The 26,254-nt window shown below is 44.7% G+C and carries 24 protein-coding genes and 2 pseudogenes; 10 read left to right on the top strand and 16 right to left on the bottom strand.

Features of this window, described 5'->3' with window-relative positions:
* Positions 1-156 precede the first annotated feature (156 nt).
* Entirely contained in the window at positions 157-1,551 is a 1,395-nt protein-coding gene (locus tag AB447_RS24075) for a sugar porter family MFS transporter (protein WP_048354694.1), read from the top strand.
* A 221-nt stretch (positions 1,552-1,772) separates the two neighbouring features.
* Here AB447_RS24075 and AB447_RS24070 read toward each other — a convergent pair whose 3' ends face one another.
* Positions 1,773-2,555 carry a (S)-acetoin forming diacetyl reductase gene (locus tag AB447_RS24070; RefSeq protein WP_046132357.1) on the bottom strand — a complete coding sequence of 261 codons (783 nt, stop codon included), beginning with the start codon at positions 2,553-2,555 and terminating at the stop codon, positions 1,773-1,775.
* A gap of 399 nt (positions 2,556-2,954) precedes the next feature.
* Here AB447_RS24070 and AB447_RS27590 point away from each other — a divergent pair.
* Positions 2,955-3,145 (top strand): annotated as a pseudogene (locus AB447_RS27590) (Tn3 family transposase); the annotation flags it as partial.
* A gap of 112 nt (positions 3,146-3,257) precedes the next feature.
* On the opposite strand, the gene AB447_RS27340 reads toward AB447_RS27590, so the two are convergent.
* The 11 genes from AB447_RS27340 to AB447_RS24020 form a co-directional block, all read right to left on the bottom strand.
* Complete coding sequence (locus AB447_RS27340; RefSeq protein WP_256860391.1) at positions 3,258-3,383, bottom strand: hypothetical protein; 126 nt, start codon at positions 3,381-3,383, stop codon at positions 3,258-3,260.
* A 30-nt stretch (positions 3,384-3,413) separates the two neighbouring features.
* Positions 3,414-3,758 carry a hypothetical protein gene (locus AB447_RS24065; protein WP_048354695.1) on the bottom strand — a complete coding sequence of 115 codons (345 nt, stop codon included), beginning with the start codon at positions 3,756-3,758 and terminating at the stop codon, positions 3,414-3,416.
* Between the two features lie 191 nt (positions 3,759-3,949).
* Positions 3,950-4,300, bottom strand: coding sequence for a hypothetical protein (locus AB447_RS24060; RefSeq protein WP_048354696.1), 351 nt, complete (start codon positions 4,298-4,300; stop codon positions 3,950-3,952).
* A gap of 125 nt (positions 4,301-4,425) precedes the next feature.
* On the bottom strand, positions 4,426-5,112 hold the full coding sequence (gene narI / locus AB447_RS24055; RefSeq protein ID WP_048354697.1) for a respiratory nitrate reductase subunit gamma: 687 nt from the start codon (positions 5,110-5,112) through the stop codon (positions 4,426-4,428).
* On the bottom strand, positions 5,109-5,651 hold the full coding sequence (gene narJ / locus AB447_RS24050; protein WP_048354698.1) for a nitrate reductase molybdenum cofactor assembly chaperone: 543 nt from the start codon (positions 5,649-5,651) through the stop codon (positions 5,109-5,111). Before narJ ends, narI begins: the two co-directional genes overlap by 4 nt.
* Positions 5,652-5,669: 18 nt before the next feature.
* Positions 5,670-7,139, bottom strand: a complete 1,470-nt coding sequence (narH, locus tag AB447_RS24045) for a nitrate reductase subunit beta (protein WP_048354699.1) — start codon at positions 7,137-7,139, stop codon at positions 5,670-5,672.
* Positions 7,129-10,815 carry a nitrate reductase subunit alpha gene (locus AB447_RS24040; protein ID WP_048354700.1) on the bottom strand — a complete coding sequence of 1,229 codons (3,687 nt, stop codon included), beginning with the start codon at positions 10,813-10,815 and terminating at the stop codon, positions 7,129-7,131. Before AB447_RS24040 ends, narH begins: the two co-directional genes overlap by 11 nt.
* Before the next feature lie 189 nt (positions 10,816-11,004).
* On the bottom strand, positions 11,005-12,249 hold the full coding sequence (locus AB447_RS24035) for a DUF438 domain-containing protein (protein WP_048354701.1): 1,245 nt from the start codon (positions 12,247-12,249) through the stop codon (positions 11,005-11,007).
* Positions 12,233-12,472, bottom strand: coding sequence for a DUF1858 domain-containing protein (locus AB447_RS24030; RefSeq protein WP_411801399.1), 240 nt, complete (start codon positions 12,470-12,472; stop codon positions 12,233-12,235). The genes AB447_RS24035 and AB447_RS24030 overlap by 17 nt, the downstream gene beginning before the upstream one ends.
* A 108-nt stretch (positions 12,473-12,580) precedes the next feature.
* Positions 12,581-13,684 carry a TIGR04053 family radical SAM/SPASM domain-containing protein gene (locus AB447_RS24025; protein ID WP_048354703.1) on the bottom strand — a complete coding sequence of 368 codons (1,104 nt, stop codon included), beginning with the start codon at positions 13,682-13,684 and terminating at the stop codon, positions 12,581-12,583.
* Between the two features lie 109 nt (positions 13,685-13,793).
* Positions 13,794-14,261 carry a cyclic nucleotide-binding domain-containing protein gene (locus tag AB447_RS24020; RefSeq protein ID WP_048354704.1) on the bottom strand — a complete coding sequence of 156 codons (468 nt, stop codon included), beginning with the start codon at positions 14,259-14,261 and terminating at the stop codon, positions 13,794-13,796.
* Positions 14,262-14,407: 146 nt separating this feature from the next.
* Between AB447_RS24020 and AB447_RS24015 the strand changes: the two genes are divergently transcribed.
* Positions 14,408-15,130: a YwiC-like family protein gene (locus tag AB447_RS24015; RefSeq protein WP_048354705.1), complete on the top strand. Its 723-nt coding sequence runs from the start codon at positions 14,408-14,410 to the stop codon at positions 15,128-15,130.
* Positions 15,131-15,233: 103 nt separating this feature from the next.
* Here AB447_RS24015 and AB447_RS24010 read toward each other — a convergent pair whose 3' ends face one another.
* The gene (locus AB447_RS24010) at positions 15,234-15,947 is read right to left on the bottom strand and encodes a Crp/Fnr family transcriptional regulator (protein ID WP_048354706.1); all 714 of its coding nucleotides are present in this window, start codon (positions 15,945-15,947) and stop codon (positions 15,234-15,236) included.
* A 164-nt stretch (positions 15,948-16,111) separates the two neighbouring features.
* Positions 16,112-17,299: a nitrate/nitrite transporter gene (locus AB447_RS24005; RefSeq protein ID WP_048354707.1), complete on the bottom strand. Its 1,188-nt coding sequence runs from the start codon at positions 17,297-17,299 to the stop codon at positions 16,112-16,114.
* A 218-nt stretch (positions 17,300-17,517) separates the two neighbouring features.
* Here AB447_RS24005 and AB447_RS24000 point away from each other — a divergent pair, with 218 nt between their 5' ends.
* The 3 genes from AB447_RS24000 to AB447_RS23990 all read left to right on the top strand — a co-directional run bounded on the left by AB447_RS24000 (position 17,518) and on the right by AB447_RS23990 (position 20,973).
* Positions 17,518-17,757: a DUF2164 domain-containing protein gene (locus tag AB447_RS24000; protein ID WP_048354708.1), complete on the top strand. Its 240-nt coding sequence runs from the start codon at positions 17,518-17,520 to the stop codon at positions 17,755-17,757.
* 41 nt (positions 17,758-17,798) lie between these two features.
* Positions 17,799-18,467 carry a Crp/Fnr family transcriptional regulator gene (locus AB447_RS23995; RefSeq protein ID WP_048354709.1) on the top strand — a complete coding sequence of 223 codons (669 nt, stop codon included), beginning with the start codon at positions 17,799-17,801 and terminating at the stop codon, positions 18,465-18,467.
* 151 nt (positions 18,468-18,618) lie between these two features.
* Positions 18,619-20,973 (top strand): nitric-oxide reductase large subunit, encoded by a 2,355-nt coding sequence (locus AB447_RS23990; protein WP_048354710.1) that lies wholly within the window; start codon positions 18,619-18,621, stop codon positions 20,971-20,973.
* Between the two features lie 302 nt (positions 20,974-21,275).
* On the opposite strand, the gene ric is transcribed toward AB447_RS23990, so the two are convergent.
* Positions 21,276-21,989 (bottom strand): iron-sulfur cluster repair di-iron protein, encoded by a 714-nt coding sequence (gene ric / locus AB447_RS23980; protein WP_057957786.1) that lies wholly within the window; start codon positions 21,987-21,989, stop codon positions 21,276-21,278.
* A 169-nt stretch (positions 21,990-22,158) separates the two neighbouring features.
* Here ric and AB447_RS23975 point away from each other — a divergent pair, with 169 nt between their 5' ends.
* The 4 genes from AB447_RS23975 (at position 22,159) to AB447_RS23960 (ending at position 25,436) form a co-directional block, all read left to right on the top strand.
* Complete coding sequence (locus tag AB447_RS23975; RefSeq protein WP_048354711.1) at positions 22,159-22,530, top strand: DUF1360 domain-containing protein; 372 nt, start codon at positions 22,159-22,161, stop codon at positions 22,528-22,530.
* A 395-nt stretch (positions 22,531-22,925) separates the two neighbouring features.
* Entirely contained in the window at positions 22,926-24,488 is a 1,563-nt protein-coding gene (locus AB447_RS23970; RefSeq protein ID WP_048354712.1) for a cellulase family glycosylhydrolase, read from the top strand.
* A 134-nt stretch (positions 24,489-24,622) separates the two neighbouring features.
* The gene (locus AB447_RS23965; protein WP_048354713.1) at positions 24,623-24,883 is read left to right on the top strand and encodes a YnfE family protein; all 261 of its coding nucleotides are present in this window, start codon (positions 24,623-24,625) and stop codon (positions 24,881-24,883) included.
* Positions 24,884-24,902: 19 nt separating this feature from the next.
* Complete coding sequence (locus tag AB447_RS23960; RefSeq protein WP_048405978.1) at positions 24,903-25,436, top strand: GNAT family N-acetyltransferase; 534 nt, start codon at positions 24,903-24,905, stop codon at positions 25,434-25,436.
* 316 nt (positions 25,437-25,752) lie between these two features.
* Here AB447_RS23960 and AB447_RS23955 read toward each other — a convergent pair.
* Positions 25,753-26,220, bottom strand: a pseudogene (locus AB447_RS23955) (TIR domain-containing protein); the annotation flags it as partial.
* Positions 26,221-26,254 lie beyond the last annotated feature (34 nt).

Genomic DNA, 26,254 nt, shown 5'->3' with positions numbered 1-26,254 from the left:
AAGAATTGAAAGCGTTTCATAATAGCCGAATAAAACTACTAGATTTAGAGAGTATTCGAAGTTTGAAAACGCTTTTCTTATTTCTTAAAAGCTATCAATAGTTTTAGTGGTGGGATTTTTACACAATATAATTTCAACCTTAAGGAGGGAACTTTAATGGTTAATGAAAAGAAAATCTCGAGCGGCTTCATTTATTTTTTTGGGGCTTTTGCCGGCATTCTTTTCGGTTATGATATCGGCGTTATGACGGGTGCTTTGCCTTTTCTGCAACATGATTGGAACCTTCAGGACAACGCCGGGGTTATTGGCTGGATTACCTCTTCGGTGATGTTAGGAGCTATTTTTGGAGGCGCCCTGGCCGGACAACTTTCTGATCGTTTGGGACGGCGCAAAATGATTTTAATTTCCGCTATCATTTTTGTTGTTGGATCCATTTTGTCAGGAATAGCACCTCATAATGGGATACTATTTTTGATTGTTTCTCGGGTTTTATTGGGATTGGCCGTCGGTGCTGCTTCTGCATTGGTCCCGGCCTATATGTCGGAAATGGCGCCTGCACGTTTACGTGGACGGCTGTCAGGAATTAATCAAACAATGATTTGTTGTGGAATGCTGCTTTCTTACATTGTTGATTTTCTATTGAAAGATTTGCCGGAAACAATGGCATGGCGTTTGATGCTTGGTTTGGCTGCCGTACCTGCTTTGATCTTATATGTCGGAATGTTAAAGTTACCCGAATCACCACGTTTTTTAATAAAGAACAATAAACTCGATGAAGCTCGTAAGGTATTGAGCTATATTCGCTCTAACAAAGAAGAGATTGATTCCGAAATAACACAAATTAAAGAAACTGCCAGAGAGGAAACGAAGGCAAATCAAAAAGCATCATGGGCTACACTCTTAAGCAATAAATATCGTTTTTTATTAATTGCCGGTGTGGGTGTTGCTGCTTTTCAACAATTCCAGGGTGCAAACGCAATTTTTTATTACATTCCTTTGATTGTAGAAAAAGCAACAGGAAATGCAGCTAGTTCAGCGTTGATGTGGCCAATTATTCAAGGAGTTATTCTCGTACTGGGTTCATTAATATTCTTAATAATTGCTGATAAATTTAATCGCCGTACTTTATTAACAGTAGGCGGAACAATTATGGGGCTATCCTTTATTTTGCCGGCAATATTGAATATATTAATTCCTAATGCAAATCCGATGATGATGGTTGTCTTTTTAAGTATCTATGTAGCACTTTATTCATTCACGTGGGCTCCTTTAACTTGGGTCATCGTTGGAGAAATTTTCCCGCTGGCAATTCGCGGGCGTGCGTCCGGATTAGCTTCATCATTTAACTGGATTGGTTCTTTCTTGGTTGGATTGCTGTTTCCTATTATGACCGCTTCGATGTCTCAAGAAGCTGTGTTTGCAATCTTCGGTGTTATTTGTTTATTAGGAGTTGTATTTATCCGGACACGCGTCCCTGAAACTCGAGGTCGTAGTTTAGAGGAAATTGAGAGAAGTGGAGAAAATAGACAATCGAAGGGAAAAAGCGCGTAAATAAATCTATGAGGTTGGGAGTGGATATGGCAGGGGAAATCTCCGCACTAGTGCATTTTGAAACAGGGGTTTCAAAAGAAAAGACACTTTATATTCATCATTATACAAATCGTGAACATGATATGGAGGCGGAAAACTCCGCCCTCCATATTTGAAAGAAGTTCGTTCAGCTTATACGTTCAAGTTGTGAAACAAACTGTGATCTTTGAATTATTTTAAACTTAATTAAATACCATTCCACCATCAATGATAAGAGCTTGACCAGTCATATAATCTGAATCTGGTCCTGCAAGGTAGGAAACGCATGCTGCTACATCTTCTGGCTCGGATAAGCGTTTTAATGCAATATTTTTAGAGAATTGCTCCAGTCCCCATTCAAACGGTTTGCCTGCTTCATCAGCGGTTTGCTGTGCAATATCCATCATCATAGGGGTTTTAACGATGCCCGGACAAAAGGCGTTTACAGTAATGCCCAATTCAGCCAGGTCTTTTGCTGCAGTTTGGGTAATACCGCGAACAGCGAACTTTGTTCCACCGTAAACTGCTAAGCCTGGGTTGCCGACTTGACCGGCTTGAGAAGAAGCATTAATTATTTTTCCACCGTGTCCAAGTTCTTTGAAGGCTTTTACAGCTGCTTGTATTCCCCAATAAGTACCGCCGACATTAACATCATAAACTTTTCGATAATCTTCATAAGTAATGCTTTCGATAGGGGTGGTTGGTCCAAGACCTGCATTATTTATAACCACATCAAGTCCGCCAAGACTTTTTACTGTTTCATCGACAGCTTTAAAAACATCATCGCGATCCGCAACATTTACTTTAACTGCAATTGCTTTACCATTAGATTGGTTAATTTCCTCAGCAACTTTTTTTGCAGTTTCTTCATTATAATCTGCAACTGCAACAGCGAATCCATCTTCTGCTAAGCGTTTGCAGATTGCTTCACCAATTCCTTGGCCGCCACCAGTAACAAAGGCAATTTTTCCGGATACTTTACTCATATGAACATCATCTTCTTTCTATATGTAATTAGTATTATCTGGTACAGGAATATTATATCTTATATTTGTCGATATGAAATAAAGTCGCGACGTTTGTAAGAAAGATGTGATATTTTACAAAAAAGTTGCGATTTTTTGAAAAAAGTTCAACTTTTTAAAAGGGGTACAGACAGCAAAATAGAAAAATTGTCGCTACGACTATAAACATTAGAAGAAGCTGAAAAACTATCGAGGCCACTTGATTATGACTATTTAGATCTTTTAGAAAGTCGGTTTAATTATCTACGAAAATACCGAGTGTATTGAAATTCCGCTCAAGCAAATCTGCCTGAACCGTTAACAAGGGTACCCGATAACATGCGAGAAAATTCCGGCAAACGAGGAGGTAAGCGTGGCACTAGAGAGAGGGGACGAATAGAAAAGACGATCTTTATCCTGGACTTACATCCAAGCGCCTCTGTATTCTACATGGTTTAAACAAAGGAGAAGCAATGAATGCTCTCGCACGAGCCATTTTTTTCAGGAAACATGGAGAACTAACGGAACGTGCTTTACGGGACCAATTAAAGCGTGCGAGCGCTTTGAACATCCCGTGAAATAAGATCAAATGAAAAGGCATGAGTCCGGTACAATATCGGACTCATGCCTTTCAAACTGCCTCATGAAATTGTATTGTCTAACTTTTTGCGGGTGCTTTTTTATTCAGCTGTCCTGGCGATTAAACAGATCGGTAATCGCATGCATAAATTCAATTCCTTGAAATACAAACAAGTTTAAAGCTGTCAATGAAAAGAGACCGATAATCACCATTCTTATGATAAATAACATGTTTAAAACCTCCTGTTTTTTCATATGCGGTTATGGTTTTGAAACATGTGCTTTGCCGAAATAAGAAGAGTGATAGAAAACAGCGAGCATAAATGCCTTCAGATGTTCTTTCAGCCGGTTTACGATGTAAACCCGGACGGAAACCGCAGCCAAGATCAAGAGGAGCAAGAATACTTCTTTTAATCCGGGCGAATTCCATAACGATTTAGCCTTTTCTTCACCATGCTTGCCGACTGTCAGTTCGTGAAGCTCATCGCCTGTAACAGCCGCTTTTTGTGCATGATGACTCGCAGGCAGGTGGGGCATGGAGAACGAATGAAGGCTTGCAATGACCAGGAAAAACATAGACAATTGCAGAAATAACGACTTTTTCATCAGATCCCATCCCCCCTTTTGTTCTCATCATCTTAGCATATTTTATTATATAAGAAAAGATGATTTTTTTGTGACATTTAGTTATATTTATTGACAAGTATTATTATTTCATATATTCATTACCCGTATTTTATATTTTCAGTCCATCCAATGCAGAAAAGGCGCCGCTGTAAATGGCGCCTTTTTTCCTTTTAAAATTGGCAGCTGAAAGAAGTGATTTCATTCAAATCGATGCCGAAATAGACCCAGCGGAATTGACGCGGCCTCCACCTGTATCCCGCGATAGAGCGGCGGCCGACAAACACAGGGTAGAACCAGAAGCGGCTTCCGTTTCTTAAGCGGATGACTGTATAACGGAACAAGCATCTTCTAATTCCGCCAGGATCAACGGCGAAAGCGGAAACCCCGGTGTCCGGGGGAAACTGGCTTGGGGGAGGGGGCAAAAACTGCTGCTGAGTCTGTCCTCCCGCACCCGGAGGCGGGCCTGGAGGGAATTGCTGGCGGTACGGATCATATATATCGATATCATAATATGGGTACATTCAAAAATGCTCCTTTCTGTTTGTTTTTTTATCATATGATGCGACCGGAAAATGGGAGCTTGCCTATCAAGGATTTTAATAAGAGATAAAAAATCCCTAAAGCCGAAACGGCTTTAGGGAGAATGTCAAATGCTTTTGCGCGGGGCGCGTTTTCGATAGACGACATAGCTTCTTGTCAAATATTTGAGCGGCATGCTGAATACGTGCACAAGCCGGGTGAACGGCCAGACGATGAAAACGGCGTAGCCCACGACGATGTGAATTTTAAACCAGAGCGGCACGCTTTCCATGAGCGAGGCATCAGGTTTGAACAAGAAGATATTCCGAAACCACGGTCCGATTGTTGTACGGTAGTCAAAGCCTTTTGAATCGATGTTTAAAAACGTTGACGCAAGTCCCGTCGCCAGCATAAACAATAAAGTGACAAGGGTGATCAGGTCGCCGGCAGAGCTCGTTTTCCGGATCCGTTTATCGGCGGTTCTCCGATAAGCGAGAATGATAAGTCCCGACAGTGCGGCAATGCCGGCAGGCAGGCCAAAGCCGATGGCGATTTTATGGTACATGTGCTCTAATATGCCGAGCGCTTCATAAAAGCTTTCCGGTATTAAAACTCCCATCACGTGTCCGCCGATGACAAAAAAGATTCCCCAGTGAAAAAGGCTGCTTCCTACGGCCAGTTTTTTCTTTTCGAGCATTTCGCTCGATTTGGCTGTCCAGCCAAACTGGTCATGGTGATAGCGGTAAATATGCCCCCCGATAAAAATCGTCAGAACGATGTAGGGGAGAATGACCCAAAGTATTTGTTCGATCATGGCTCTACAGTCCTTTTAACGCCGATTTCCGCCAATGCGATCAATAAACCGTCCAAAAGCGGAGCATAGATGCTCCCGTTTTCGAGAAGCTGCGATTTCAGCTCTTCCAGGTTTGATATATATTTTTGAAAGATGTCCTTGACCTTATGAAGCTCGGCAACGGCCGCAAATTCAAGCATGAGCGGGAGGTAGTCCGGAAGTTCCTTGTCCGTCGGCTGAAATCCGGATTGCTGATACAGATCTTTCAGCTGCAATAGCTCGATTCCGCGCTCACGCTGTTCACCGGAGTTGAAATAGGTGACATAAAGGTTCGTTTTTTTGCCGAAATCAAACGTGTATACATACGTTTCGATCAATTCCTCCGGAGAATAAGCTTCCGCTTCGTTTAAAAATGCGAGCAGCCGCTCCTGCAGGTGCTCAGGCTGAATTTCGCTGATGAGGTTTTGCCATTCAGAGCGTTCTTGTCTCCATTCTTCATCAGGATAAGTGAGAAGATAGGAGAGGGCGGCGAAAACGGCCTGTTTATCTGTTGCATCCATTTTTGCTTCACTCCCGTTTTATATGTTTTGGCAGGAGCCGGGGCCTCCGGCAAATGACAATCCGCAGCTTCCTTGTTCCATATATAGGTCTGCCACTTCTTCGCGATGTGAGGTTGGAATGACGAAGCGGTCGTCGTACTTTGCGATCGCCAGCAGACGGTACATTTCTTCAATCTGCTGTTCTGTCAAGCCCGTAGATGCAATCAGGTCAGAATTCATCGGTTTATTTGTCTGGGTTGACCTCATGTACATGCGCATGACCGACATTTTCTTTAATGTGGTTCTGATATGAGACGTATCTCCGGCTGTCAGCAAATTCGCCAAGTATTCAATCGGAATTCTCATTTGATCGATGGCAGGGAAAATATCTTCCGCCGATTGGGCCGTTCCTTTTCCTTCAAACATGTTCATGATCGGGCTGAGCGGCGGGATGTACCATACCATTGGCAATGTCCGGTATTCAGGATGCAAAGGCAGCGCGATCTTCCAATCGATGATCATTTTGTAGATCGGCGATTTTTGCGCTGCTTCAATCCATTCCGCCGGAATGCCTTGGGCTTTCGCTTCTTCTGCGACAGCGGGATCATTCGGATCAAGGAAAACGTCCAGCTGTGAATGATACAAGTCTTTTTCATTTTCGGCTGATGCGGCTTCCTGGACTTTGTCAGCGTCATAGAGCATGACCCCGAGGTAGCGGATTCTGCCGACACAAGTCTCGGAACAGATCGTCGGCAGCCCGGCTTCTAAGCGGGGGAAGCATAGTGTGCATTTTTCCGCCTTGTTCGTCTGCCAATTAAAATACACTTTTTTATAAGGACATGATGATACACAATGTCTCCAGGAACGGCATGCATTTTGATCGACGAGGACGATCCCGTCTTCTTCGCGTTTGTACATCGCGCCTGACGGGCAGGAAGAGACGCATGCCGGATTGATGCAGTGTTCGCAGATTCTCGGAAGATACATCATAAAGACATCTTCAAATTCTGTTTTAATCGATTTTTCCATGTTTTGAACATTCGGGTCTTCAAGTCCTGTGATATGTCCGCCGGCGAGATCATCTTCCCAGTTCGGGCCCCATTCGAGGTTCATGAAGTCTCCCGTAATGGAAGACTTCGGTCTTGCGACAGGCTGATGCTTTTTCTCAAGGCTGTTTGTCAGCGTTTCATAATCATAGTTCCAAGGTTCATAGTAATCGTCAATCGTCGGCTGATACGGATTGTAAAATAAATTCATCAGCCTTGTTGCTTTTGCGCCCGATTTCAGCTGAAGCTTTCCTTTTTTAAGCTCCCAGCCGCCTTTATATTTATCTTGATTTTCCCATTGTTTCGGGTAGCCGATGCCAGGCTTTGTTTCGACATTGTTGAAATACATATATTCTGCACCGGAACGGTTTGTCCATGTATTTTTGCATGTAACGCTGCATGTGTGGCAGCCGATGCATTTATCAAGGTTCATGACCATTCCGATTTGCGCTTTAATCTTCAAGCCAATCGACCTCCTTCAATTTTCTGATCACGACATTGAGGTCGCGCTGATTTCCTGTTGGCCCGTAGTAGTTGAAGCCGTAACTGAGCTGTCCGTAGCCGCCGATCATTTGCGTCGGTTTGACGTGGATGCGGGTCGGGCTGTTATGGGTGCCGCCGCGGTTGTTCGTCAGTTTTGTACCAGGTACGTTGATATGTCTGTCCTGGGCGTGGTGCATAAACGCCATTCCTTTCGGGATGCGGTGCGAAACGACGGCACGGGCGACGACGACTCCGTTTCTGTTGAAGCATTCGATCCAATCGTTATCCTGAATATCGGTTTCTGCCGCATCGTCCTTATTCATCCAAACCGTCGGACCGCCCCTGAAAAGGGTAAGCATCGGCAGGGAGTCAAAATACATGCTGTGAACCGACCATTTATTGTGCGGCGTTAAATAGTTCAAAACGATTTCTTTGCCTTCTTGCGCCGGGCGCTTGTTCAAGAACGGACGATGGATGAGGATCGGTTTAAACGTCGCCATGTTTTCGCCGAACTCTGTGATCATTTCGTGGTCGAGATAAAAAGACTGTCTGCCAGTCACTGTTCGCCACGGGATCAGCTTTTCAACATTTGTCGTAAATGGAGAGTAGCGGCGGCCGCCTTTTTCAGATCCGCTGAAAGCAGGGGAGGTGATCACCGTTTTTGGCTGAGCCGTTATTTGCTCAAAAGTAAAACGTTCTTCTTCCCGCTCTTCAGCTAAATCTTTCAATTCGAGATTCGTAATTTTTTCAAGCGATTCCCACGCTTTTACGGCTACTTTCCCATTTGAAGTAGACGAAAGGGTCAATACGGCTTCAGCAGCCTGTTTTGCGTCATTGATGATCGGGCACCCTTTTGCAATGGTATCCTCGGTTACTTCCCCGAGTATTTTTTTAAGGGAGTTGTATTCCTCTTCGACAGACCAGTTGATTCCTTTTGTTCCGTAAGGCTGTTTGACGACATTCGGCCCGAGCGCCGTCATTTTATTGAATATCTGTTTATAATCGCGTTCGACGACATGAATTTGCGGCATCGTTTTACCTGGAACAGCCGCGCATTCTCCTTTGCTCCAGTCTTTGATTTTCCCCAATGGCTGAGCCATTTCCTGAGGAGTGTCGTGAAGGAGGGGAGTTGCAACAGCTTCCTTCACCGGCTTCATGTCGACTTCCTCAGCTAATTCGGAAACCGCTTTGGCCAAAGCTTTAAAGATGTCCCAGTCGGATTTTGCTTCCCATGGAGCCGAAATCGCCGGGTTAAACGGATGAATGAACGGATGCATATCCGTGCTGCTGAGATCGTGTTTTTCGTACCATGTGGCCGCAGGCAGCACGATGTCAGAGTACAGGGCGGTGCCGGCCATCCTGAAGTCGAGATTGATCAACAGGTCAAGCTTGCCTTCAGGCGCTTCGTCCCGCCAGGTGATTTCATCCGGGCGGACGCTGTCATGATCTTCATTCATCAACCCGTTCGTCGTGCCGAGCAAATGTTTCAGAAAATATTCGTGACCTTTGCCTGAGCTGGAAATTAAGTTCGCTCTCCAAACGAAAAGGTTTCTCGGAAAATTCTTTTCATTGTCAGGATCTTCAATCGCAAATTTGAGCTTTTTATCCTCAAGCTGTTTGGCGATATAGGCTCCGACTTCTTTGGCGTTTTCGGCACCTGATTGCACCGCTTCCTCGTATAAATGAATGCCGTTTTTCTCGAATGTCGGATACGACGGGAGCCATCCGAGCCTTGCCGCCAGCACATTATAATCGGCATTGTGCTTGTAGCGTGACGATTTGACGATCGGGGAGGCGAGGCCTGTGATCGGTTCATCTTCGTAGCGCCACTGGTCAGTGGCAAAATAGAAGAATGAAGTGCCGTTTTGCAGCTTCGCCGGTCCGCCCCAGTCTTTTGCCATGGCGATCGTCTGCCATCCTTCGGCAGGGCGGAGTTTTTCCTGGCCGACATAGTGGGCCCAGCCGCCGCCGTTGACCCCTTGTGCACCGACAAGCAGAACAAGATTCAATACCGCTCTGTAAATGGTGTCAGAATTGAACCAGTGGTTAATTCCGGCGCCGACGATAATCATTGAGCGGCCGTCTGTATCGATGGCGTTTTGCGCGAATTCTCTTGCGATTTTGACCACCAGGCTGCGCTCGACGCCAGTGATCTGTTCCTGCCAGGCCGGTGTAAACGGTTCTGGATCATCAAACGACTTGGCTGCATTTCCGCCGATCCCGCGGTTGACGCCGTAGTTTGCAAGCGTCAGGTCAAACACGGTGGAGACAAAGACTTCCTCGCCGTTCAAATTCATTTTTTTGATCGGAAGGGGTCTTTCAAGCACTCTGTTCCCGTCATGGGAGAAATAAGGAATTTTGACCGTGCCGATCATATCTTCTTTTCCGAGCATGGAAAGCCGCGGAGAAATCTGCTTTTCCGTCTCTTCATCAATCATGCGCAAATTCCATTTTCCTTGGCCGTCCCAGCGCGAGCCCATCGTTCCTTGAGGAATAGCGAAATCGTCTGTTTCTTCATCCCAGACGGCCGGTTTCCATTCATCATGTTCAGTTATACGGCCGATGTCTTTCGCATGGAGAAAACGGCCGGCCGTGAATTGTCCGCCTTCTTTATTTAACGTCACCAAAAACGGAAAATCCGTATATTGTTTTGCATAGTCAATAAAGCGATCCGTCTCTTTGTTGACGTAAAACTCTTGAAGAATGACGTGTCCCATTGCCATCGCTAGCGCCCCGTCCGTTCCTTGTTTAATGCTCAGCCAGTCGTCGGCAAACTTTGTCGATTCCGCATAATCTGGGCTGATGGAAATTACCTTCGCACCTTTGTAGCGGGCTTCGGCTAAAAAGTGTGCATCAGGGGTTCTTGTCAACGGGACATTTGACCCCCATGTCATAATGTAGCCGGAATTGTACCAGTCGCTGCTTTCCGGCACATCCGTCTGATCTCCCCAAATTTGCGGAGAGGCAGGAGGGAGGTCGGCATACCAGTCATAGAAACTGAGCATCGGACCGCCCATCATCGACATAAAACGGGAGCCTGCCGCATAGCTGAGCATTGACATAGCTGGGATCGGCGTGAAGCCGACATTGCGGTCAGGTCCGTATTTCATAACGGTATAAAGGAGGGAAGCCGAGATCAATTTGAGCACTTCGCTCCATTCGGCCCGGACAAATCCGCCTTTTCCCCGCGCCTGTTTATAGGATTTTGCTTTTTCGGGATTTTCGACGATCGATTTCCATGCATCCAAAGGATTGTCATGCTCGCTTAGAGCTTCCCGCCACATGTTGATGAGCACGCCTCTGACATACGGATATTTCACGCGGAGCGGGCTGTAAATGTACCAGGAAAAGCTGGCTCCCCGCGGACAGCCGCGCGGTTCAAAGTCAGGCATATCAGGGCCTGTTGAAGGATAGTCAATGCGTTGGCCCTCCCAGGTGACAATCCCGTTTTTCACGTAAATATTCCAGCTGCACGACCCCGTACAATTGACCCCATGGGTCGAACGTACCACTTTGTCGTGCTGCCATCTTCTTCTGTATACATCTTCCCAGTCCCGGTCTTCATAAGAAGTCTGGCTGTGTTTATCGGAATGATGCTCTATCGGAGAGAAAAAGTTTAATCTCCTAAGAATTGGGCTTGTTTTCTTTTTCTTCATTGCGGTTTCACTCCTCTTGAGTCAGTGGTGCTACCTCAACTATATACGGAGGAAGAACGGCACCTTGTTAACTTTGTCACAAGGTTGATGCATTTCACAAAGTTGTCACAAAAAATAAGTGAAAGGAAGAGGGGGAGGAGGGAAGCTGAAAAAAAGCCCGCTTTCTATTTAAAAGAAAGCGGACCGATCTTAATTTTCCGGGTTTAATATTCTTTTTTCTCCTGAAATGTCTTGAATCGGGGCGATGTTTTGGGTGAATTCCAATGTGCCTACGTATTTGCTGTTTTCGTCACGGACCGCAAAGTAGCGGATGTAAACGTATTTGTCTTTGAATTTGATCCAAAAATCTTCTGCATCTTTTTTGCCCGATTTAAAATCGTCGAGAAGTTTGTTGACGATGTGGACGCTTGCCGGCGGGTGGCAATTTTGCACGGTTCGGCCGATCACCGCTTTTGTCCTCGCGAAAATCCGTTCTTTGCCGTGGGAAAAATAACGGACAACATCATGTTCGTCGATAAACGTCAGATCGACGGGAAGATGATTCAACATTTGTTCAAGCTGTTTAACGGATAAGATGCCGGTAGGGAGGCGGACGTATCCGTCACCGGCTTTTTCATTTACTGTATTGAGCTGATGGCGTTCAGGTTTCCAAACGGATTCAGGCTCTGTCAGGCAGTAGCCGATGTCATCGCTTTCGGCCGCTATTTTCAGCCATTCATCTTCAGTCAATGTCCGAAGTGCCATCGGCAGCAGAATGTTCTCTTCCTTATAGATCATCTCTGTGGCTTCCTTTATGATAAAGCCGAGCTCGCGGATGATGTCGTCTTTTTTGTCAGACGTATAGTTTTCCAATAGCGCTTTTGTCTCTTTGATGCTTTTGCGGATGAAGTCATCAATCGCCCACATCACTTTACTCGGGCCTGTGATGCCGTACCTTTCAAGGTAGGGGAAGAGCAGATTTTCCTTTCTGCTGTAATGCTTGTCAACGTCGGCCAGCAGGTTTAAATCGCTGATCAGCTTGAAAATGTTTTCTTCATTGTCTTCTTTTTCGAATCGTTCCAAATGAAGCTGAATTTTAAAATTCAGCAGAAGGTCGATTTCTTTGTTTTCCTTTATAAATGTATGAACCGGGTGGCCCGGCTGCTTGTCAGCCTCCGCCCTATGAGTGTGTTCAATCGATCCTTTAAAAACGTCCGCATGAACGGAACACAGCTTTTGGATCTCTTCAGGCGCGATGCCTTCTTCCTTCATTAACGCCTGTTCCAAATGGGCGATCTCCTCCGGATCGACCGAGCCGAAAGCTTGCTGAAATCGTTTTTTTACTTCATCATAGGGCGTTCCTTTATGAAGGGCGATGATGATGTCTTTCAGCTGCTGCATTCTCTCATTTGACAAGTCTTGCTGAATTTCTCTGTTGTTAATGATTTCGCTCATTGTTCGTCTCCTCTCCAAAAACAGGTTCAAAACCGTGTGCCCTTAATGTATCCAAGACGTTTGTCAATTCGATTTGTTTCAGCCGGGCACCCTTTGGGATCGTCATGATGCGGCCGGCAGTTTCAAGCATTCCAGGCTTTGCGATGTGATCAAAACCGATGTCTTTCATCAAGCTTTTCAGCTCAGGATGCAATGTGCAGAGTTCGTAGACAGAAGCATTCAAATTCAATGTCTTGTTCAGTAGGAATCACATCCTTTGAAATTGATGATCATTCTCATATATAACGATAATACAAGTGCACCAAAGTTTTTGTGATCCAGGTCACATTTTCTAGCGCAAAGCCTTCGGAATATAGATGCAGCTCGGGTCGCTTTCCAAATAATCGCCGGTCAATGCATAGGCGCGTGAACGCGATCCGCCGCAGACATGCCGGAATTCGCAGATGCCGCATTTGCCTTTATATCCGTCGGGGTTCCGCAACTCTTTGAAAACGGGCGACTCCCGGTAAATCTCTGACAACGGCAGCTTTCGGACGTTTCCGGCTTTTACGGGCAATAGGCCGCTTGGATATACATCGCCTATATGGGAGATAAACAAAAAGCCGTTTCCGTCATTGACGCCTTTAGGCGCACGCCCTAATCCGCCGATCGCGTCAATTTTGCCTTTTTGAAGCGCATCCTCATAGCGGATCTGAACATCGGGGTCTTTGGCCTCCCTCATTTTTTGCTGGATGACAACCCGTCTGTAGGGCTGGGCTGCCGTTGTTTTAATATCAAACGGTGCTTCCTTGGCTAAGCGGCTGAGCCAAAGAAATACTTTTTCATGTTGTACGGCTGAAATCATGTCATCCCGCCTAGCACGCCCGGTCGGAACAAGGAAAAACACGCTCCACAGCACACAATTCAGTTGTTCAATCAGCTTTGCCATTTCCTCCAAATAATCGATGTTATACGTTGAAATGACGGTATTGATCTGCAGCGGAAGATTGAATTCATGAATGTAGCGAATCGCTTTCATCGTTAAATCAAAAGAACCGTCTGTTCCTCTAAAATGATCATGGATCTTGCGGTTAGGTCCGTCTAAGCTGAACGCCCAGCGGGATAAGCCGACATCTTTGGCGGTTTTGATGGCTTCCTTCGTCACATTTGGCGTCGCGCTCGGCGTCATGGAAATGCGGACGCCTTTTTGGACGGCGTATTGAATGATGTCAAAGACGTCTTCCCGCATAAGCGGATCACCGCCGGTCAGCACTAAAATGGGATTGTTCATCAAGTAAATTTCATCGATTAACGCTTTTCCTTCTTCAAGCGAAAGCTCCCTCGGGTCGCGATAGTGTTGCGCCGAAGCCCGGCAGTGGAGGCATTTCAGCTCACAGGCTCTTGTCAGTTCCCAAATTACGATAAACGGAGCCTCATGAAAATTGCACTGTATCATGTGTCATCTGTCCTTTCCTTCACATTCGAGTCCATCGTATCGGAAAAAGAGAAGCAGAAATGTTAAGTAGATCACATCTAAAAGGGGAGAGAAGGGGGAGAAGCCCTTCTCAATCGGCATCTTCCGGGGCGGAACGAAGGTAGCGCAAAAATAATTGATAGGAAAAGTATAAATTTTGCTGGAGAAGTTTGAGAAAGTTCATTTGCAGTTGGTGATTGTACGTCATCATTTTTTTGAATATCGTAAAAGGAATTTCAAGCACAGCGGTGTCAGCGGCAGTTTTAACTGAAATAAACGGAGACAAAAAAGGTTCTCCCTTTTGATCAATGGGAAATACATCGCCTTTTTCCCACTCAGCGATGATGCGGGATTCCTCGGGAAGCCTTTTGTCCGCAAAATAAACTTCCCCTTTCAAAACAAAATAGACGGATTGAGAGTGCAGAAACGATCGGCAAGGACGAGCCGATCCGATATCGATCACTCTTCCGTTTTTCAGAAGCCTTTTAATGATGGGAAGAGGAACTCCCAGAAACATAGGAAGATTTTTCAGAAATAACAAGTGGTCAAACCGGTCCATTGATTGTCCTCCTTCTATGTATGTAGCTACAGTATAGAGCGGCAGGCAGAAAAAGGCAGTGATATAATTCACACTTGTATGAAAAATGTCACTCTCTGGCACGTGTAAAATTCTTATAATGTAATAGAAGGAAGGGAGGACCTTTTATGAAAATGTTGATACCAAAACAGCATGGTGCCTGGGCAATGCTTGTGATTCCTTTTCTCCTCGGAGTGATCGGCGGAGGGATGCATCTGCGGCATATCCCGCTGTTTGCCGGCTGGCTGTTTCTGTACCTTGCCGCTTTTCCCGTCACGATGATGGTGAAAAAGAAAAAGACCGCTTTCTATCAAAAATGGGCGGCGGTCTACAGCATACCGGCCTTACTTTTCCTGCTGGCCGCAGTATGGACGCTTCCGGTGCTTGCCTGGGTCGGAATGTCTCTGTTTCCGCTTTTTCTCGTCAACCTTTACTATGCGAAAGGAAACAATGACAGGGCGCTCCTGAATGATATCGCAGCGATCATCGTTTTCGCTTCGGGGGGGCTTCTCGGGTATTGGGCAGGGGCGGAACATCTCGACGGCTGGGCATGGTTCGTGTTCTTCCAGTCGATTTTGTTTTTTGTCGGCAGCGCCTTTTACGTAAAATCGATGATCCGCCAGAAGAAAAACAAGCGGTTTCAATATTATTCATGGGGCTATCATGCTGCACTGCCTTTTTTATCTTTGGCTTTTGGAGCGGGCTGGGCGGTCATTGCTTTTATTCCGAGCAGCTTCAGGGCATGGTACTTATACGGCAAAAAGCTTACGGTTAAGAAAATCGGCATCCTTGAGTTGCTGAATGCCTGTTTTTATATGTTCGCCATGGGCGCTTTTTTGCTGAGCACATAAATAAAAACAAGGACGGTTTCTTGTCCTTGTTTCCGTTTGCCGCAAAGGAGGCAGTCAGCCGGGCCTGTTTAAACGTTTACAAGCCGGGGCCCTGGTTTCCCTTTTAGTCGATGTTGCATATTTCAATCGGGCAGTTTTCGCAATCAATTTCGCGTTTTAAGTAGTTTAGCTTGTGGATGACGATTTTTCCGGATTCTTCAATCGAAATGACGCCGGTTTTCCGCAGGTCGCTCAGCATCCGGTTGATGCTTTCCCTTGCAGCCGCGCAAAATTTCGCCAAATCCTGGTTTGTCAGCACGATGTTAATGAGAATGCCGTCACTCCTCGTAATGCCGTAGCTGTTCGCGAGGCGGATCAGCGTGGAATACAGCGCGCCTTTTTTTCCATTGAGCAGGAGATCGCGGATTTTTGATTGAATCTTGCGCAAATGAGTGCTCATCCATTTCATAAATTCAAAAGTCATTGCACCGTTTTGAATCAGTTCTTTTTCGAGTTTATCTTTATTAATGACCATTACTTCGCCGTCTGAGAGGATCTTTGCGCTCAGCATATATTTTGCTTCATCAGTGAAAAGCGTCAGCTCTCCTACGATATCATTTTTTTTGCACATTCTTAGTGTCAGTTCTTTTCCGTCGGACGTCAATTTGCCAATTTGGACGAGCCCTGACTGAATGAGATACAGCTCTTCTGCATCCATACCTTCTTGAAAAAGATAAGTATTTTGTCGGATTTTTCTTTTGGTGCTGATCGATTCCAATAAGCGGTACAAGTCAGCGGAAAGCAGATCTGTATCAGATTTTCGAACAGTCACATTCATCGAGCGTCACCCCTTGTAAAGAAAATCATATGAAAACAGTTTTATTGTACCGTTAAATAAGCCTGAACGGTCTCAAAAGTAATAACAATCTTGTGAACATAATCCGATTGTCACAGAAAAAGAACCTGAGAGCAATAGTCTCAGGTCTTTCGTATGAAGTGCGCTTATCGGACATCGCGTGTGTCTGTCCTTGACGATGTTTTCCCTGACTCCTGAAAATACATCCATGCCACGATGACAAAGCTGGCAAGAGCCGCTTCAGACAAAGCCATGAATCCGATCGCATAATGGCCTGTCGCCTGAAAGACGCTTGACAGGATGAGCGGCGGGAAGAATCCGCCTAAACCGCCCATTGCCGAAACGATGCCATTGACGATGCCGGCTTGTTTCGAAAAATAAAGCGGCACCAATTTGAAGACGACTCCGTTTCCGATTCCGGCGCATACGGCGACTGTCAGTACCCCGAATCCGTAGAGTCCTAGACTCGGCGAGAAGGCCAGTAAAATTCCGGACAGCGTACAGCCTGCGAAAACATACATTAAGAGCTTCAGCGGATTGAACTTATCTCCAAGCCATCCCCCGACAGGTCTGAGAAAAGTCGCAACGGCGATAAAGCCGGCGGTTCGGAGGCCTGAATCAACCGGATCAAGTCCGAAGTGGTTCACAAGAAAGTTCGGAAGATAGACGGTGAACGCCACAAAAGAACCGAATGTGATAAAGTAAAACAGACTTAAAAACCATAGTTTTTGATTTTGGTAGACGGCTTTCATTTGATCTTTTACCGAAACTTTAACCCTCGGTTCTTTCTTGTCTCCAAATAAAAAGTTCAGCAAAGCAAATGCGGCGACCAGGATCAGATACATTCGAACCGTATTCGGCCATCCCGCGGTTTTTGCGATAACGGGAGCGGCAAAAGTGGTAATTGCCGTTCCAATGTTTCCGGCTCCATAAATCCCATTGATAAAACCGTGTTTTTCCTTCGGATAATACTTTGGCAAAGATGTTACTCCGATCGAGAAGACCGCTCCGCTGATCCCCAGGAAAAATCCGCCGATGACTAAATCGGACAATGAATCAGCTGCACTGATCCAAAAAACCGGGAATAGGAGCAGCAAAAAACTGATCATGAACGTTACTCTTGCCCCAAATTTGTTTGTATAGTACCCAAGCGGTATCCGAAGCAGCGACCCGAGTATGACCGGGATAGCGGTAACCAGGGAAATCTCGCCTTCGGTCAGGGGAATATCCTTTTTAATATGAGGCATTAAAGATGAAATCAACACCCAAGCCATAAATCCTGCCACCAAACTAAATGACTGCAGCGGCAACTGCAATTTTTGACGATTTACCATGACGGCTTTGCTCCTTTCAAAAGGGAAAAATGTAATATTTCATTAGCATGTTTATCTTACAAAAAGTCTTCAGCAAACATTGTGAACAACATCACACGGCAATTGGGTTGATTGATGTTTAAGAGGCGAAGGCAAAAGAATGAATTGGTTCTACAAAAAAATATTCGTTCATTGATTTCACATTTTCGTTTATCATGAAAATAAAAGGAGTGCGATTGATGTTTTTACAGCTGACACAAGAAGAAAAACAAGCAGTCATGAGTGAGATTAAACGTTTTTATTATGAAGAAAGAGGGGAAGACATCGGCGATATTGCGGCGATTCAGACGTTTGAATTCATAAAGGAAAAGCTGGGCCCCTACTTTTATAATCAAGCGCTTAAAGACAGCCGCAGGGTTGTTGAAGAAAAAGCAGCAGCGATGGAAGAGGAGCTTTTTGCGCTTGAAAGGCGCATTTGAAAGGAGACCCGGCAAAATGCCTGAAGGGATTGAAGGTTTAAATGAAGTTTCTGAAACAGTTTCTGATTTTCAGCGGCTTGAATGGCGAAGAATTCAGCCAAATCGAACAGATTGCGATAAAGCGGAAATATCAGCCGCGAGTGTTTGTGTTTATGGAAGGGGAAGAGAGGGAAGCCGTTTTTTTCGTCAAATCAGGACTTGTGAAAACCTATAAGATTGATGAAGAAGGCAATGAACAGGTGATTTCGCTTTTACAAAGCGGAGATATGTTTCCGCACGTCGGTTTTTTTGACCGCTCCCCATATCCGGCAACGGCTGAAGCAGTCCAAGAAACCGAATTAATCGTCATACGCATTGACGATTTTAATGAACTGCTCATGAAATACCCGGAGATGACAATGAAAGTCATGCAAATCATGGGAAAAAAAATCCTTGATCTGCAGGAACGCATTCAAGGATTTATTTCAAAAGACGTCCAGCACCGCCTGACTCACGCTTTAAAGAAGCTGGCAGATGAACACGGGGTCAAAAAAGGAGAAGGCATTTATATTAATCTGCGGATTACCAATCAGGACTTTGCGAATATGGTCGGAACATCAAGGGAAACGATTAACCGGACTCTTAATGAAATGAAAAAGAAAAAACTGCTTTCCTCCGACAGGAGCGGCATTATGATACACGATCAAGAATGGCTGAACGGCTGTGAATAAATATCTTTGCCAAAAAACAGGCTCTCCTTTTTCAACGGAAAGCCTGTTTTTTTAATTCACAAATCTGCCATCATTTAAGTGATCTGGTTCACAACCGGTGTGATGCATATCCAGTATCTTAGGACATGCAAATAAGAAAGGAGTGAACCAGATGGAAATTCAAAGGGAGACGGTACCAAACAAGAAGCCGGCAAAAAACGGATTTTTGAAATCGGTTCTCGTTTTTACGCTGATTGCAAGCTTTTCGGTGTTGTTATTGGGAGGATATTGGATCTTCAAGGGGCTTGCGCCAAGACCGCTTGAAGTGTCCGCTCCAAACGGCGAGGTGCTGATGACAAAATCGTCGATCAAAGGTGGGCAGGCCGTCTTTCAAAAATATGCGCTCATGGATTACGGGACCATTTTGGGTCACGGATCTTACATGGGGCCTGATTATACGGCAGAAGCTCTAAACATTTATACAAAAGGGATGCAGGACTTTAAAGCGCAGAAGCAGTATGGAAAAAGCTTCGACAAGCTTTCCGATGAAAAGCAGTCTGTGATCCGCAGTAAAGTGATCAGCGAAATGAGAAAAAACCGCTATGACAAAGATTCTGACACATTGCAGCTGACTCAGGCCCAAGTATACGGACTCGAAAAAGTGCGGACCCATTACCGCAACGTATTTACAAAAGGCGATGGCTGGGGGCTTGAGTCTGGTTTGATCAAGGAAAGCCATATGCCTGACCGCAACAGAGCGTGGATTTCGAGCGGAGATCAGATCAAACAGGTTTCTGATTTTATCTTTTGGACGTCCTGGCTGTCCAGCACATTGAGGCCCGGGGATGACATCACCTATACAAACAACTGGCCGTATGATGAAGAAGCCGGCAATACGATGTCATTTGCCGCGGTGTGGTGGAGCGGCGCCAGCGTCACGATTCTTATTTTATTTGTCGGCATCATCTTATTTGTGTTTTACCGCTACAAGCTTGGAATGAAGGAGGCTTATCAAGACGGAAAATTCCCGGTTTTTGATTTGGAGAAGCAGCCGCTCACTTTATCGCAAGTCAAAACAGGGAAGTATTTTGCCGTTGTTTCCCTGCTGTTCTTTGTTCAAGCCATGCTGGGGGCATTGCTTGCCCACTATTATATCGAGCCTGACAGCTTCTTTGGCATCCATTGGATCAGAAATCTGCTTCCATTTAGCATCGCCAAAGGGTACCATTTGCAGCTTGCAATCTTTTGGATTGCGACCTCATGGCTCGGCATGGGAATTTTTGCGGCGCCGCTTGTCGGCGGCAGGGAGCCGAAAAGACAAGGTTTACTCGTCGATATTTTGTTCTGGGCGTTGATCTTTCTTGTCGGCGGCTCAATCATCGGAGAATGGCTCGGTGCGAAAGGTTATTTGGGGAACAATTGGTTTTTATTCGGCCATCAAGGAATGGAATATATTGAACTTGGCCGATTCTGGCAGATCATACTCGCACTGGGCATGCTGATCTGGCTGTTTATCGTCTTCAGGGGCATTAAGCGCGGCCTTAAAAAAGAGACGGATAAAGGCGGTTTGATTCATTTGCTGTTTTATTCATCAATCGCCATTCCGCTGTTTTACGGCGCTGCCTTTATGTTCAACCCGGGTACAAGCATCACGATGTCCGATTTTTGGCGCTGGTGGATCATCCACTTATGGGTGGAAGGGATCTTTGAAGTGTTTGCCGTCGTTGTCATCGGCTTTTTACTGGTACAGATGAATTTGGTGACGAAAAAGTCAACCGTCAGAGCGCTTTACTTTCAGCTGATATTGCTGTTGGGAAGCGGTGTAATCGGAATCGGACACCATTATTATTACAACGGCTCATCAGAAATATGGATCGGGCTCGGTTCGGTTTTCTCCTGCTTAGAGGTTATTCCGCTTACACTGCTTGTACTGGAAGCTTATGAACAATACAAGATGATGAGGGATGGGGGACATCATTTCCCATATAAAGCAACATTCTGGTTTTTAATTTCAACGGCCATATGGAATCTGGTCGGTGCCGGTGTATTAGGCTTTTTAATCAACCTGCCTGCCGTAAGCTATTTTGAGCACGGTCAGTTTTTAACGCCTGCCCACGGACACGGGGCGATGATGGGAGTATACGGTATGTTCGCTATTGCCGTTTGGCTGTACACATTGCGCAATATCGTCAAACCTCGTGCATGGAATGATAAATGGCTGAAAATCGCATGCTTGACGCTGAACGTCGGCTTGTTCGGAATGGTCTTTATCAGCTTGCTTCCGGTCGGCTTTCTTCAATTGAAAAAAGCGTTTGAAGAAGGGTATTGGAGTTCAAGGGCGCCCGAATTTTTGCAGCAGGACGCAGTTCAGACGCTGCTTACATGGCGTGCTGTTCCAGATACCATCTTTTTGATCGGCATTGTGCTACTTCTGATTTTCAGCATCAAGGCATTGTTCCATCTCCGCAAGCCGACGCATCGAGAAGGAGAAGCTTTGCCTGTAAAAGACATTGCGTCAGAGGATTAAAAATCCTTGATCAAGCTGTCGAGATTTTCTCGGCAGCTTTTGTTTTTTCTAAATGATCCAAAGTGTAAGTTTCAATACGATGATCAAAAAGAAGAATATATTTGTCTCAAGAGGAACATGAGGGGAAGATTATAAAAAAGCCAGACAAAAAAATAGAGCGAAGCTTTGCAGATTTAAAACAGCTGCACGAGCTTCGCTACTACAAGATTTATGGGAAAGCAGAATGTGACAGAGCAAGTGCTTCCCGGAATCAGAAGAAGATTGCTGCCCGGGGCAGGTGCGCGGGAGACTTTTTCCGTTTCTTAGTGCTTCGCTTCGGCCTCTAAACGAGGGAACAAAATGTTATTTTCTAAATGAATGTGCTGAAAAATATCTGTTTCCAATTCATCGAGTTTTAAGTAAGTCAGTGTATATGTCGTGCAGGCCCCTTCAGGGAGAGCATAGTCATTGGTTACTTTTCTGAGCTCTTTCAATATATTGCCGCAAGCTTCATGTTCTTGTTCCAGCACATCGATCGCCTTTACTGCTTCAGCTAAGTGCGCTTCTGACTTTGTTTCTTCGTAAGATTTGATTTTCGGAAAGATCTGTTCTTCCTCCTGGATTAAATGGTGCTCCAATTCAGCTTTGAGCTGATGAAACAATTGATGAACGTTGGCCAGCTCCGGATGGTGGATGCCGTGCACGCGGTATACCTTTGTGACAAAGCCTGACAGTTCAGGAAGCACTTCAAACAGATAAGCATGGTGGGTCTGAACCACATAATCGATCAGCCGGGAATAGGGGGCTTCGCTCCAATTTGTTTCTGTTTCATTTAACTCTTTAGTCTCCTGGTATAATGCATTGATTTTTGATAATACTTCCTCAGCGTTTAAATTTTGTTCTTTAATGGCTTCTGCGATCGGACGGTTCCCTCCGCAGCAAAAATCAATTCGATATTCCTTTAACAGCCGGCTGGCCCTTGGAAAACGTGCAACAATATCACCGGTTTTCGTTGTTTGATCAAAGATTGTATCCATTATAAAACCTCCTGATGCTTATATTGATGTTCCAGGTTAAATGTATCGCGATTACAAAGAGAAATTCGTGATCTACATCACATTCGGAAAAAATCGCATAAAGCGAAATAAGTCAAGAAGAATCGGGAATACCTAAACATAGACACTTTCGTATAATTGGAGGCTCAGGATGGAGGATTTATCGTGGCTTACGTATGTGATGCTGATTCTCGCCAGCTATCGGTTAACCCATTTGATTGTCTTTGACAAAATCACGGAGTTCATTCGAAAACCGTTTATGAAGAACAAGAAAATCATCGATGAAAAAGGCCGTGTCGACGTGAAAAAAGTGCCTAAATCGAACGTCGGTTATTTGCTGAATTGCTATTGGTGCGCAGGGATTTGGTGCGCCATTATCATCGGTCTCGGCTATCTGCTCATTCCGAAAGCGGGAACCCCGGTCATTTTTATTTTGTCGATAGCGGGCGCACAGGCGATCCTTGAAACATTTGTGGGAATCGGAACAAAGCTCATCGGTTTTTTATCTGACTTAAAGAAATAACCATTCCTTTTCAACGAATCGGGTGGTTTTTTATTTTTGTCATCAAAACGACACAAAATATAGGCTGAAACTGTGACTTTATTTTAGATCTTTATTCCCGAAAATCTTCTCTATTGAAAAAAGAATCCCTACCTATATTTATAAAATTGTGAATATAAAGAAAAGTGATGTGCAAAGTCCTGTTCATTACTCGTTGAACATTATTCAAAGATAGCATTACGGCCTACGAAATAAGGAAATCGATTGATTTTCAAGTTTTTAAAAACAAGAAATATGGTTGATAGACTATTAATAAAAAGGTTTTTACAATTAGGATCGTGTCAAAAGCAAGAAAAGGAGGGAGAAACCCCCGTAAAACGGCACAATTTTAAAATTTCCATTTTGGAGGAAAAACAATGTTATATCTCAAACGTTCAATTATTGCATGTTTAGCAATAATAGCGCTCGTTTTCAGCGGAGTGATGGCGCCTGCGGCATCAGCCGCTTCGAAAACGCCGGTTGCCGCAAACGGCCAGCTTAAGATTAAAGGCGCACAGCTTGTCAATCAAAGCGGAAAAGCGGTGCAATTGAAAGGGATCAGCTCGCACGGTTTGCAGTGGTACGGTGATTATGTCAACAAATCGAGCTTAAAATGGTTAAGAGATGACTGGGGCATCAATGTATTCCGCGCAGCCATGTACACGGGTGAGGGCGGCTACGTCGACAATCCGTCCGTTAAAAACAAAGTCAAAGAAGCTGTTGAAGCGGCAAAAGAACTCGGCATCTATGTCATCATCGACTGGCATATTTTAAGCGACGGCAACCCGAATCAAAATAAAGCAAAGGCTAAAGAGTTTTTCAAAGAAATGTCGGAACTTTACGGAAATACGCCGAACGTCATTTATGAAATCGCCAACGAACCGAACGGTGATGTAAACTGGAACCGCGATATCAAGCCGTATGCGGAAGATGTGATTTCAGTGATCCGCAAAAACGATCCGGATAACATCATCATCGTCGGCACAGGAACGTGGAGCCAGGATGTCAACGATGCAGCGGATAATCAATTGAAAGACGCCAATGTCATGTATTCGCTTCACTTTTACGCAGGAACACACGGCCAATCTTTAAGAGATAAAGCGAATTATGCACTAAGCAAAGGCGCTCCGATTTTCGTTACCGAATGGGGGACAAGCGATGCTTCCGGTAACGGAGGAGTATACCTTGACCAGTCTCGGGAATGGCTGAAATATCTGAACAGCAAGAAAATCAGCTGGGTCAACTGGAGCCTTTCTGACAAACAGGAATCATCCGCCGCTTTAAATCCTGGAGCGTCTAAAACAGGAGGGTGGAAGCTGTCTGACTTATCCGCCTCCGGAAAATTCGTAAGGGAGAATATCCGGAGCTCAGAAGACTCATCTCAAGATAACTCCGGCTCACAAGACAGCCCTGATTCCGGCTCAAAGGACAAAGATCATTCTGATTCAAAGGACAAAGATAGCTCTGATCAAAACAGCGGCAAACAGGGAAACAGCGTCGCTGTACAATACAGAGCGGGGGACGGGAATGTGAACGGTAACCAAATCCGCCCGCAGCTCAACATTAAAAACAACAGCAAAAAAACGGTTGATTTAAAGAAAGTGACGGTTCGCTACTGGTATAAAGCGAACGGCAAAGGACAAAATTTCGACTGCGACTACGCTCAAATCGGCTGCAGCAACATTTCTCACAAATTCGTGAAATTAACGAAATCCGTAAAGGGCGCAGATACGTATCTTGAAATCGGTTTTAAAAACGGAAAGCTCTCACCGGGAGCAAGCACCGGGGAAATCCAGATTCGCCTTCACAATGACGGCTGGAGCAATTACGCACAAAACGGTGATTATTCCTTTACAAACTCAACAACCACTTTTAAAAATACAAAAAAAATCACATTGTATGAAAACGGCAAGCTGATTTGGGGAACAGAGCCTAAATAAGTCTAACGGACACCATTATCGGTGTCCGTTTTTTTCAGTTCGGCATGTGGTATGATAGAGGAAGATTTTTGAAAAAGGGCATACAGGCTGAGCAAAACAGGAACATTAAAAATAGAAAGGACGGGTGACCAAAAATGAATGAAACGTTAAAACAGTACATGCTGCTGGTCAAAGAAAACAGCAGCTTGATCAACGGGCCGGATTATCCGGGTAAGGAAAAGGACATTCGAAAACAAAAGGAACAAATCGACGCTTACGCGAAAAAGCTGCAGCAAGGCTTTTCTACGGATGACGACTACGACGAATTCGCCGATGCGGTGATCAAGTGCACATACGGGGATATTTCATTAGAAGAATTGGAAACGGTTTATAATGAACTGATTTCGCCGTCATAAGCAAAGGAGAGGAAAACCGATGAAGGACATCGTTTTAACGACCGGGCGGCTCACATTGCGACACATGACAAAAAAAGACGTTTGCAATTTGCTGGAGATTTTTTCTGATCCAATCGCAATGGAATACTATCCGTCGACAAAAGATGAAGAGCAAACGATCGAATGGATTGACAGGATGTTAAACAACTACGCAAAACACGGCACAGGGATTTGGATCGCCGAACATAAAGAAACGGGCGAATTTTTGGGACAATGCGGCATCGTTCCGCAGGAAGTCGAAGGCGTCCGCGAAATGGAAATCGGCTATTCGTTTGCAAGGCGTGTCTGGGGAAACGGCTACGCAACAGAAGCTGCAGCAGCATGCAAACGGTACGGATTTGAAAACATGAACGTTCAAAAGCTCGTGTCTTTAATCGACATTAAAAATCTCGCGTCCAGAAAAGTTGCCGAACGGATCGGCATGACGCCGGAAAAACATATACGTAAATGGGGAAAAGAAATTGTTGTGTATGCCTCGGAAACTAAAATTTCAAATTCTGTCTCACTAATTTAAGTATACTTTGAGATTGAGACGGAATTTCTTTTAAATCTTTAACTTCCGAGAATATATATTATGTAAACTAGAAAAATGAACAAGAAAAAAGGGGTGTATAGAACACTCCTTTTTTGACCAAGCGAAATGTTTTCCATTTTAATTGCAAACAACATTTTTCTTGTCTTTGTTGACGTTTATAATTTGACCGAACGGTGTTGCCCCACCAGCGATCCTTTGGATAGTGTATGTGTTACTAACATTTCGAATAGATGGCTTTTATGAACGTCCCGACTCCTACATCCAAGGCTTTTGCTTCTGCAAGATTAATTCCTCTTTATTTTTGTCTACACAGAGTATAATTGTCAGTATTTTTACTCTTTTCATAGGCGTTTTCAATATATTTATTAGGATTATTCAAGAAGTCTTCTTCTTTAATCAGAGATATATAGGAACCTGTCAACATATCAACATTCTTACATACATCACAAGTGTATTCAGGAGGTTTCTGATTAAACCTGTTCTTAATGATAATGTCATACAAGTATTCATTTTTAGTAAGTACCGCAGTGTGACCATCGGAATTTTCTGTTGTAGGTCTTAACCATGAATAACCTCCATTATGTTTCATCACTACCCCTACAACCCCGTTAGTACCTGATGTTCTATCTCCACGCTTTATCTGCTTTAATGAATATTCTATTTCCCAATCAATCCAATTGCTCTCCTTCATATTTGGAGAAATAATCACTATAGTTACAGAGGTGGAGTAAATCATATCTTTAAGTTGATCTTTAATGTAGTCAGTTGTTTTATCGGAAACGGGTTAACCCCCTAAT

Source organism: Bacillus glycinifermentans (genome assembly GCF_001042475.2).
GTDB classification, from domain to species: Bacteria; Bacillota; Bacilli; order Bacillales; family Bacillaceae; genus Bacillus; species Bacillus glycinifermentans.
This window is presented reverse-complemented; position numbering and strand designations above follow the sequence as displayed.

Bases quoted from the DNA above. Each gene is read 5' to 3' on its own strand.
- AB447_RS24075 (WP_048354694.1), top strand. From the start codon at position 157: ATGGTTAATGAAAAGAAAATCTCGAGCGGCTTCATTTATTTTTTTGGG.
- AB447_RS24070 (WP_046132357.1), bottom strand. From the start codon at position 2,555: ATGAGTAAAGTATCCGGAAAAATTGCCTTTGTTACTGGTGGCGGCCAA.
- AB447_RS27340 (WP_256860391.1), bottom strand. From the start codon at position 3,383: ATGTTATTTATCATAAGAATGGTGATTATCGGTCTCTTTTCATTGACA.
- AB447_RS24065 (WP_048354695.1), bottom strand. From the start codon at position 3,758: ATGAAAAAGTCGTTATTTCTGCAATTGTCTATGTTTTTCCTGGTCATT.
- AB447_RS24060 (WP_048354696.1), bottom strand. From the start codon at position 4,300: ATGTACCCATATTATGATATCGATATATATGATCCGTACCGCCAGCAA.
- narI (WP_048354697.1), bottom strand. From the start codon at position 5,112: ATGATCGAACAAATACTTTGGGTCATTCTCCCCTACATCGTTCTGACG.
- narJ (WP_048354698.1), bottom strand. From the start codon at position 5,651: ATGGATGCAACAGATAAACAGGCCGTTTTCGCCGCCCTCTCCTATCTT.
- AB447_RS24040 (WP_048354700.1), bottom strand. From the start codon at position 10,815: ATGAAGAAAAAGAAAACAAGCCCAATTCTTAGGAGATTAAACTTTTTC.
- AB447_RS24035 (WP_048354701.1), bottom strand. From the start codon at position 12,249: ATGAGCGAAATCATTAACAACAGAGAAATTCAGCAAGACTTGTCAAAT.
- AB447_RS24025 (WP_048354703.1), bottom strand. From the start codon at position 13,684: ATGATACAGTGCAATTTTCATGAGGCTCCGTTTATCGTAATTTGGGAA.
- AB447_RS24020 (WP_048354704.1), bottom strand. From the start codon at position 14,261: ATGGACCGGTTTGACCACTTGTTATTTCTGAAAAATCTTCCTATGTTT.
- AB447_RS24015 (WP_048354705.1), top strand. From the start codon at position 14,408: ATGAAAATGTTGATACCAAAACAGCATGGTGCCTGGGCAATGCTTGTG.
- AB447_RS24010 (WP_048354706.1), bottom strand. From the start codon at position 15,947: ATGAATGTGACTGTTCGAAAATCTGATACAGATCTGCTTTCCGCTGAC.
- AB447_RS24005 (WP_048354707.1), bottom strand. From the start codon at position 17,299: ATGGTAAATCGTCAAAAATTGCAGTTGCCGCTGCAGTCATTTAGTTTG.
- AB447_RS24000 (WP_048354708.1), top strand. From the start codon at position 17,518: ATGTTTTTACAGCTGACACAAGAAGAAAAACAAGCAGTCATGAGTGAG.
- AB447_RS23995 (WP_048354709.1), top strand. From the start codon at position 17,799: ATGAAGTTTCTGAAACAGTTTCTGATTTTCAGCGGCTTGAATGGCGAA.
- AB447_RS23990 (WP_048354710.1), top strand. From the start codon at position 18,619: ATGGAAATTCAAAGGGAGACGGTACCAAACAAGAAGCCGGCAAAAAAC.
- ric (WP_057957786.1), bottom strand. From the start codon at position 21,989: ATGGATACAATCTTTGATCAAACAACGAAAACCGGTGATATTGTTGCA.
- AB447_RS23975 (WP_048354711.1), top strand. From the start codon at position 22,159: ATGGAGGATTTATCGTGGCTTACGTATGTGATGCTGATTCTCGCCAGC.
- AB447_RS23970 (WP_048354712.1), top strand. From the start codon at position 22,926: ATGTTATATCTCAAACGTTCAATTATTGCATGTTTAGCAATAATAGCG.
- AB447_RS23965 (WP_048354713.1), top strand. From the start codon at position 24,623: ATGAATGAAACGTTAAAACAGTACATGCTGCTGGTCAAAGAAAACAGC.
- AB447_RS23960 (WP_048405978.1), top strand. From the start codon at position 24,903: ATGAAGGACATCGTTTTAACGACCGGGCGGCTCACATTGCGACACATG.